General features: G+C 73.2%; 2 protein-coding genes. Both read right to left on the bottom strand.

Annotated elements, in window-relative coordinates:
* The coding region (locus tag DTB53_RS25800) for a type I polyketide synthase (RefSeq protein ID WP_112416012.1) at positions 1-6,968 on the bottom strand (6,968 nt) is incomplete at its 3' end.
* A gap of 28 nt (positions 6,969-6,996) precedes the next feature.
* The coding region (locus DTB53_RS25795; protein WP_146777731.1) for an SDR family NAD(P)-dependent oxidoreductase at positions 6,997-9,856 on the bottom strand (2,860 nt) is incomplete at its 5' end.

Here is a 9,856-nt window from a genome sequence, read left to right as displayed (position 1 = left end):
GTCGCCGAACGCGGAACGATCGGGGCAAGAACGTCGAGGAGTTCCTCACGGATCGACTCCACGTGCGAGGAATGCGACGCGTAGTCCACCGCGATACGCCGGACCCGCACCTCCTCACCCTCCAGGGCCGCCAGCAGCTCGTCCAACGCAGCCGGCTCACCCGACACCACCGTCGACGAAGGGCCGTTGACGGCGGCAACCGCCAAGCGGTCGCCGAAACCCTCGATCCGTGCCCGTACCGTCTCGGCGGGCAGCGCGACCGACGCCATACCCCCACGCCCCGCCAGACGCTCACCGATCACCCGACTGCGCTCAGCAACGATCCGAGCGCCGTCCTCCAGGGAGAGCGCACCGGCGACGACGGCCGCGGCTATCTCACCCTGCGAATGACCCACCACCGCAGCCGGCACCACCCCGAACGACTCCCAGAGCCGGGCCAGGGAGACCATCACGGCCCAGGACGCGGGCTGCACCACATCGACCCGGCCCAGACCACCCGCCAACTCCGCCCGCAGGTCCCACTCCACGAACGGAGCGAGAGCGTCCGCACACTCCCGCAGCGCCTTGTCGAACACCGGCAAGGCATCGGCGAGTTCCAGCCCCATACGCGACCACTGCGCGCCCTGCCCGGGAAACACGAACACCGCCTTCCCCGGGCCGTTCGGCGTGCCTGTGACGACCGCCGCGTGCGGCTCACCCGCAGCGACCGAAGCCAGACCCGACAACAGGGCCGACCGATCGGCCCCCACCACCACCGCGCGCCGCTCCAACCGCGCCCGGGAGCGCAGCAGTGCGCCGCCGATGGCGAGGGGGGCGTCGTCGGGGTGGTTCTCGACGTGTGCGTGGAGGCGGTGCGCCAGTCGGCGCAGGGAGTGCTCGGAGCCGGCGGTGAGCGTCAGGGGGACGACTCCGTGCGGCGTACCGGCCGGGTCGGTGGCCGGCGCGGTGGGGGCTTGGTCGGCCGGTGCGGGCTGTTCGAACAGGACGTGCACGTTGGTGCCGCTGATGCCGAAGGAGGAGACACCGGCGCGGCGCGGGTGTCCGGTCTCGGGCCAGGGCTCCGCCGCCGTCAGCAGCGACACCGCGCCCTGCGACCAGTCGATGTGGGAGGAGGGCTCGTCGACGTGGAGCGTGCGGGGCAGTACCCCGTGCCGCATCGCCATGACCATCTTGATGACGCCGGCGACGCCCGCCGCCGCCTGGGTGTGCCCGATGTTCGACTTGACCGAGCCGATCAGGAGCGGCTGCGCGGGATTCCGGTCGCGGCCGTAGGTGGCCATGAGGGCCTGGGCCTCGATCGGGTCGCCGAGCTTCGTGCCGGTGCCGTGGGTCTCGACGGCGTCCACGTCGTCCGCCGTCAGGCGGGCGTTGGCGAGGGCCTGGCGGATGACGCGCTGCTGCGAGGGACCGTTGGGGGCGGTGAGCCCGTTGGACGCACCGTCCTGGTTCACGGCCGAACCCCGCACCACGGCCAGCACCCGGTGCCCGTTGCGCCGGGCGTCGGAGAGGCGCTCGACGAGGAGCATGCCGATGCCCTCGGCGAGTCCGAAGCCGTCGGCGGCGTCGGCGAACGCCTTGCAGCGCCCGTCGGGGGCGAGCCCGCGCTGGCGGCTGAACTCGGTGAAGGCGGCGGGCGACGACATGACGGTGACGCCGCCGGCGAGGGCCATGGTGCACTCGCCCTGGCGGAGGGCCTGGACGGCGAGGTGCAGGGCGACCAGTGACGACGAGCACGCGGTGTCGACGGTCACGGCCGGGCCTTCGAGACCGAAGGTGTAGGCGATCCGCCCCGAGGCGACGCTCGTGGTGCTGCCGGTCATCCGGTAGCCCTCAAGCCCTTCGGGGACGGGCAGGGCGGGGTGGGTGGCACCGTAGTTGTGGTGGGTCATCCCGGCGAAGACACCCGTGCGCGTGCCCTTGAGCGAGGTGGGGTCGATCCCGGCCCGCTCCAGCACCTCCCAGGAGGTCTCCAGCAGCAGCCGCTGCTGCGGGTCCATCGCGAGCGCCTCACGTGGCGAGATCCCGAAGAACTCGGGGTCGAACCGGTCGGCGTCGTGCAGGAACCCGCCCTCGCGCACGTAGCTCTTGCCGGTGGCCGCCGGGTCGGGGTCGTAGAGCGCGTCGGCGTCCCAGCCGCGGCCGGACGGCAGTGCGGAGATCGCGTCGCCCTCACCGGCGACGAGCTGCCACAGCTCCTCCGGAGAGCCCACGCCGCCGGGGAACCGGCAGGCCATGCCGACGACGACGATCGGCTCGTCGTCCTCGGCTCCGCCTTGGTGGACGGCGACCACCGGCTCGGCGGCGTCACCGAGGAGTTCCGCGTACAGATGGGCGGCGAGCCCGGCGGGGGTGGGGTAGTCGAAGACGAGAGAGGCGGGCAGGCGCAGACCGGTGAGGCTGTTGAGGCGGTTGCGCAGTTCGACGGCGGTCAGCGAGTCGAAGCCGAGGTGCCGGAAGGCGCGGCTCTCGTCGACGGAGGCGGGGTCGTCGTGGCCGAGCACGAGCGCGGCGTTGCGGCGTACCAGGTCGGTGAGTTCGCGGCGCCGGTCGTCCTCGGGCAGTGCGGCGAGCCGGCTGACCAGTTCGGACGGCTCCTGCTCGTCCTCCGCCACGGTGGCAGGGGCCGCCTCGGCGAGCGCCCGTCGGGCCTCGGGGATCTCGTCGAGGAGGTGACTGGGCCGCTCGGAGGTGAAGACCACCGCGAAGCGGTCCCACCGCATGTCGATGACGACGGGGCAGGTCTCGTCGTGGTCGAGGATCTGTTGCAGCGCCCGGGTGGCGGGTTCGGCGTCGAGCGCGAACACGCCGTGGCGACGCGCCCGGTCGCCGACCGCGCCCTCGGCCATGCCTGCGCCGGCCCAGGTCCCCCAGGCGACGGCGGTGGCCGGGAGCCCGGCGGCACGTCGTTGTTCGGCGAGGGCTTCGAGGTGGACGTTGCCCGGTGCGTAGTTGCCGAGGCCGGGGGTGCCGAACGTGGCGGCGAAGGAGGAGAAGAGGACGAAGGCGGTGAGGTCGCGGTCCCGGGTGAGCTCGTGGAGGTTGTCCGCGCCACGCGTCTTGACCCTCAGCACCCGCTCGACCCGGTCGGCGTCGAGGGCGTCCACCACACCGTCGTCGAGGACGGCGGCGGTGTGGAACACGGCGGTGAGCGGCAGTTCTCCGGGGATGCGGGCGAGCTCGGCCTCCAGGGCGTCGCGGTCGGCGATGTCGCAGGCGGCGATCGTGGTCCGGGTACCCGACTCCGCGAGCTCGGCGACGAGTTCGGCCGCGCCGGGCGCGTCCGGTCCGCGCCTGCTGAGCAGCAGGAGGTGCGGGGCCCCGTTCCGGGCGAGCCAGCGCGCGATGTGCGTACCGAGGGCGCCGGTGCCTCCGGTGACCAGGACGGTGCCCTCGGGCCGCCAGGTGCGCGGCGGGACGGTGCCCCCGAGGGGAGCCCGCAGCATGCGGCGGGCGAGGAGCCCGGTGGCCCGGAGCGCCAGCTGGTCCTCCCCGTCGCGGCCGGACAGGGCGGTGGCGAGGAGGCGCAGCGCGGTGGAGTCGGCCTGTTCCGGCAGGTCCACGAGCCCGCCCCACAGCTGCGGCTGCTCCAGGGCGACGACACGGCCGAGTCCCCACAGCTGGGCCTGCGCGGCATCGAGCGGCGGCTCGTCGGGGCGGGTTCCGACGGCGCCTCGGGTGGCGCACCAGAGCGGCGCGCCGAGCTCGCTGTCGGCGGCGGCCTGGATCAGGGCGAGGGAGGCGGCGTAGCCGGTGGTGACGGTGGTCTGCCCGGGGTGCGTCCGCCCGTCGAGCGCCAGCAGCGAGAGGATGCCGCTGACTTGGCCGTCGCCCGCCGCGGTGCGCAGGGCGGCGGCGAGCATGTGCCGGTCGGCTGTGGCGGCGTCGGGGGTGAGGAGGGTGACCCGGGCCCCCGCGTCACGCAGGGCGCGCTGGGCGGCCTCGTGCCATACCTGCGGTCCGGCGGCGTCGGGCGAGACGATGATCCAGTGCCCCGTCGGCCGAGCCGGGCCCGGGTCGGCCGGCGGGTGCCAGGCGATCCGGTAGCGCCAGGAGTCGGTCTCGGCCTGTTCGCGGCTGCGGTGCCGCCAGCCGGCCAGGGCGGGCAGCAGATCGCGCAGGCCGTCACCGTCGAGGTCGAGCGCGGTGGCCAGCGCGGGCAGATCCTCGCGCTCGACGGCGTCCCAGAAGTGGTCCTCGGCCGGGTCACGCGGGGTTGTGGCGGTGGCCGGGCGGTGGGCCAGCCAGTAGGACCGCCGCTGGAAGGCGTACGTGGGCAGGTCGGCGACGGGGCCCTGGCCGATCAGCGTGGACCAGTCGACGGGCAGGCCGTGGGTGAAGGCCTGTGCCAGTGACGTCACGAACCGCTGAGCCCCACCGTCCTCACGGCGCAGAGACCCGACCACCGTGGACGCACCGGACTCCTCCACACCCACAGCCAGAACCGGGTGAGCACTGCACTCCACGAAGGCGGACAGCCCATCGGCTATCAACGCCCGCGTCGTCGCCTCGAACTCGACGGTCTGCCGCAGATTCCGCACCCAGTACGCGGCATCGAGCTGCTCGGTGTCCAGCAGACCGCCGGTCACCGTCGAATAGAACGGCACCGTCGACAAACGCGGCGCAATCGGGGCCAGGACATCGAGGAGTTCCTCACGGATCGACTCCACGTGCGAGGAATGCGACGCGTAGTCCACCGCGATACGTCGGACCCGCACCTCCTCACCCTCCAGAGCCACCAGCAGCTCGTCCAACGCAGCCGGCTCACCCGAAACGACCGTGGAGGAAGGCCCGTTGACGGCGGCAACCGCGAGGCGCTCGCCGAAACCCTCGATCCGTGCCCGTACCGTCTCGGCGGGCAGCGCGACCGACGCCATACCCCCACGCCCCGCCAGACGCTCACCGATCACCCGACTGCGCTCAGCAACGATCCGAGCGCCGTCCTCCAGGGAGAGCGCACCCGCCACCACAGCCGCGGCTATCTCACCCTGCGAATGACCCACCACCGCAGCCGGCATCACCCCGAACGACTCCCACAACCGGGCCAGCGACACCATCACCGCCCACGACGCCGGCTGCACCACATCCACCCGGCCCAGACCACCCGCCAACTCCGCCCGCAGATCCCACCCCACGAACGGCGCAAGAGCCGCAGCGCACTCCCGCAGCGATTTATCGAACACTGGGAAGGAATCGGCGAGTTCCAGCCCCATACGGGACCACTGCGCGCCCTGCCCGGGGAACACGAACACGGGGTCGTGCGTCCCGTCGGCTGCCGTTCCCTGGGTGACCCGGGCGTCGGGAGTGCCGTCGGCGAGGGACCGCAGGCCGCGGAGCAGGTCGTCCGGCCCGGTCCCGACGATCACGGCGCGGTGGCCGAGCGAGGCGCGGGTGGTGAGCAGGGCGCGGGCGACCTCGGTGGAGGGGGTTTCGTGGTCGGTGAGGTGGTCGAGCAGTCGGGCGGCCTGGGCGCGCAGGGCCTTGGGGCCGGCGGCGGAGACCGCCCAGGGGAGGGTGTCGGTCGTGTGGTGGTCCCGGTCCGCGTCAGGGGCGGCGGGAGCGTCGTCCGAGGTCTCGGCAGGGGCCTCCTCGATGACGACGTGGGCGTTGGTGCCGCTGACGCCGAAGGAGGAGACGCCCGCGCGGCGGGGCTCGTCCCCGGCCGGCCAGGGGCGGGCGTCGGTGAGCAGGGTGACGGCTCCCGCGTCCCAGTCGACGCGGGGGGTCGGTTCGGCGATGTGCAGGGTCTTCGGCAGGGTGCCGTTGCGCATCGCCATGACCATCTTGATCACGCCGCCGACACCCGCGGCGGCCTGCGCGTGGCCGATGTTGGACTTCAACGAGCCCAGCCACAGCGGGTTCTCGGAGTCGCGGCCCTGGCCGTAGGTGGCAAGGAGCGCCTGCGCCTCGATCGGGTCACCGAGCGTGGTACCGGTGCCGTGCGCCTCGACGGCGTCGACCTGGTGGGAGGCAAGGCCGGCGTTGGCGAGGGCCTGCCGGATGACGCGCTGCTGCGAGGGACCGTTGGGGGCGGTCAGGCCGTTGGACGCACCGTCCTGGTTCACGGCCGAACCCCGCACCACCGCCAGTACCTGGTGCCCGTTGCGGCGGGCGTCCGACAGGCGTTCCACCAGGAGGACGCCGACGCCTTCGGCCCAGCCGGTGCCGTCGGCGGAGGCGGCGAACGCCTTGCAGCGGCCGTCGGTGGCGAGGCCGCGCTGGCGGCTGAACTCGGCGAAGAGTTCCGGGGTGGGCATGACGGTGACGCCGCCCGCCACGGCGAGGGAGCACTCGCCCTTGCGCAGGGCGGTGACGGCCAGGTGCAGGGCGACGAGGGACGAGGAGCACGCGGTGTCGACGGTGACGGCCGGGCCTTCGAGGCCGAAGGTGTAGCTGATCCTGCCGGTGACGACGCTGGCGGCCTTGCCGGTCATCGAGTAGCCCTCGACACCGTCGGGCAGGTCGCTCTGGCCGAAGGTGACGCCGTATCCGGGGTGTCCGGCGCCGATGAAGACGCCGGTGTCGGAGCCCTTGAGCCGGGCCGCGTCGATCGCCGCGCGCTCGACGGCCTCCCAGGTGGTCTCCAGCAGGACCCGCTGCTGGGGGTCCATCGCGAGCGCCTCGCGCGGGGAGATGCCGAACAGTTCACCGTCGAACGCGGCGGCGTCGTGGAGGAACCCGCCCTCCCTGACGTAGCTGGTGCCGGGGGTGCGCAGCTCGGGGTCGTAGAGCGCGTCGAGGTCCCAGCCACGGTCGGTGGGGAAGCCGGTCACGGCGTCACGGCCGTCGTCGACCAGGCGCCACAGGTCCTCGGGGGACGTCACGTCTCCCGGGTAGCGGCAGGCCATGCCGATGATGGCTATGGGCTCGTGGTCGCGCCCTTCGAGCTCGGTGATGCGACGCCGGGCCTGGCGCAGGTCGGTGGTGGCCCGCTTGAGGTAGTCACGAAGCTTTTCTTCGTTGGTGGTCATGATCGCTTCTCACCTGTCCTGGACCGCGTCACGGGGTTTCGAGTTCGTCGTCGAGGAAGCCGAACAGCTCCTCGTCGGTGGCCGAGCGCAGATCCTCGGCGGAGTCGTCGGCGGCCGGGGCCGCCTTGGTGTCCCACTGGGAGAGCAGGGTGCGCAGCCGCAGGGTGACCTCGGTGTGTGCGGTGGCGTCCACGTCGAGGGACTTGAGGGTCTGCTCCAGCCGGTTCAGCTCCGTCAGGAGGCGGGGCACGGCCTGCGCTCCCCCGTCGGGGGCCAGGTGTTCCAGCAGGTGTTCGGTGAGCGCAGCCGGTGTCGGATGGTCGAACACGGCCGTGGGCGACAGCCGTACGCCCGTGGCCGCTGCCAGTTTGTTGCGCAGTTCGACGCCGGTCAGGGAGTCGAAGCCGGCTTCCCGGAAGGGGCGTTCGATCTCGACCTGGGAGGCGTCCGACAGTGCCAGGACGGCGGCTGCCTGCTGCCGGACGAGTTCGACGACCAGCCTTCGGCGCTCGGGCTCGCCGGCCGCGTCGAGACGGCGGCGCAGTGCGTCGGCGCCCGAGGTGTCCACGTCTCCCGCGACCGTACGCCGGCCGGCGGCCCGGACCAGTCCGCGGAAGAGGGGAGGCAGTTCGCCGTCGGAGGCGGCGCGGGTCCGCAGGGTGCCGAGGTCGAGGTGGAGCGGTACGAGGAGGGCCTCGTCGGTGGCGAGTGCCGCGTCGAACAGGGCGAGGCCTTCCTCCGAGGTGAGCGCGCGGACCCCGGTGCGCTCCATACGGGCGCGGTCGCTGTCCCCCAGGTGTGCGGTGAGGGTGCTTTCCTGCTCCCAGAGTCCCCAGGCCAGGGACTGCCCCGGCAGACCGCGGGCGCGCCGGCGTTCGGCGAGCCCGTCCAGGAAGGCGTTCGCCGCCGCGTAGTTGGCCTGGCCCGGTGTGCCGACGACTCCGGAGGCGGAGGAGTAGAGGACGAAGGCGGCCAGGTCCGTTCCCGCGGTGAGCTCGTCGAGGTTGACGGCGGCGTCGACCTTGGGCCGCAGCACCCGCTCGACCTGCTCGGCGGTAAGGGTGTCGAGTGCCCCGTCGTCGGAGACGCCCGCGACGTGGATCACGGCGGTGAGGGGGTGTTCGGCGGGGATCGCCGCGAGGGTCTGCGCGAGCTGATCCCGGTCAGCGGCATCACACGCCACCACCGTCACCACCGCACCACTCTTCTCCAGCTCCACCACCAGCTCGGCCACACCCTCGGCCGCACCACCCCGACGCGAAGCCAGCACCAGACGACGCACCCCGTGCACCGACACCAGATGCCGGGCCACCAGAGCACCCAACGTGCCCGTACCACCCGTCACCAACACCGTGCCCCCGGCACCCAGCACCCGCGGCACCGACAGCACCACCTTGCCCACATGCCGCGCCTGACTCACATACCGGAACGCCTCCCGCGCACGACGCACATCCCACGACACCACCGGCAACGGCTCCAGCACACCCCCCTCCAGCAGACCCACCACCCCGGCCAGCCACCCACCGATCCGCTCCGCACCCGCCTCGATCAGATCGAAGGCCCGGTAGGCGACGCCCGTGTGGTCGGCGGCGATGGTCTCGGGGTCCCGGATGTCGGTTCGGCCCATCTCGATGAACCGGCCGCCCCGGGGCAGCAGATCGAGCGAGGCGTCCACGTACTCACCCGACAGGGCGTTGAGGATGACGTCCATGCCCCGGCCGTCGGTCGCGGCGAGGAACCGCTCACGGAACTCCAGCGACCTGGACGACGCGATGTGCGCCTCGTCCAGACCCAGATCCCGCAGCGCACCCCACTTCCCCTCACTCGCCGTCGCGAACACCTCCGCACCCAGATGACGCGCCACCTGCACCGCCGCCATCCCCACACCACCAGCACCCGCGTGCACCAGCACCGCATCACCCGCCCGCACACCCGCAAGCTCCACCAACCCCATCCACGCCGTCAGGAAGACGAGGGGTACGGAGGCCGCGGTCTCGTACGACCAGGCTTCGGGCACGCGGACGACCATGCGTGCGTCGGCGACGGTCCGGGTGGCGAAGGCTCGTGGGACGATGCCCAGGACCCGGTCGCCCGGCGCGAGGTGGGTGACGCCGGGCCCGGTCTCCAGGACGACGCCGGCGGCCTCGTCCCCGAGCCAGGGCGCGGACTCACCGGGGTACATGCCGAGGGCGATCAGCACGTCGCGGAAGTTGACGCCGGAGGCCCGTACGGCGATCCGGATCTGTCCGGGTTCCAGCGGCGCGTCCGCCTCGGGGGCGGGGGCGAGGCGGAGGGCGTCGAGCGATCCGGTCTTCGCGGTCTCCAGCCGCCACGCCCCGTCGGCCGGCGGTCGCAGCGCGTCGGAGGCGCCGGCCCGGGCCAGCCGCGGCACCTGGACCTCGCCGCCGCGCAGCCGGATGTGGTCCTCGCCGGGTGCGACCAGGGCGGCGATCCGCTCGGCCGGGAGGGTGTCGTCGTCGGTGTCGAGCAGCAGGAACCGCCCCGGGTGCTCGGCCTGCGCGCTCCTGACGAGGCCGCGCACGGCCGCGTGGGCCGCGTCGTCGCCGTGCGTCACGACGAGGAGGGGGGCGTCGGCCCCGGGGTTCCGGTCGCGGAGCCGCAGACGGGCCAGGGCGATGGTCCGGTCCACGGCCTCACGGACACCGAGGTCCCGGGGCACCCGGGCGATCACCAGCTCCGGAGCTTCCGCACCGTCGGTGGCGTGAGTCGGGGCGGCTGTGTGAGTCGCGTCGGTCGCATCGGTTACGGGCGTCGCGGCGACCGGGTGCGTCGCGTCGGTTACGTCGACGGCGTACGGGTCGCGGGCGTCGAGGGCCCATTCGGCGACGGTTCGCGGCGACCGGGTGCCAGCGGTGGGCACAGCGGGC

The sequence above is a fragment of the Streptomyces griseus genome (assembly GCF_900460065.1).
Taxonomy (GTDB): Bacteria; Actinomycetota; Actinomycetes; order Streptomycetales; family Streptomycetaceae; genus Streptomyces; species Streptomyces griseus.
This window is presented reverse-complemented; position numbering and strand designations above follow the sequence as displayed.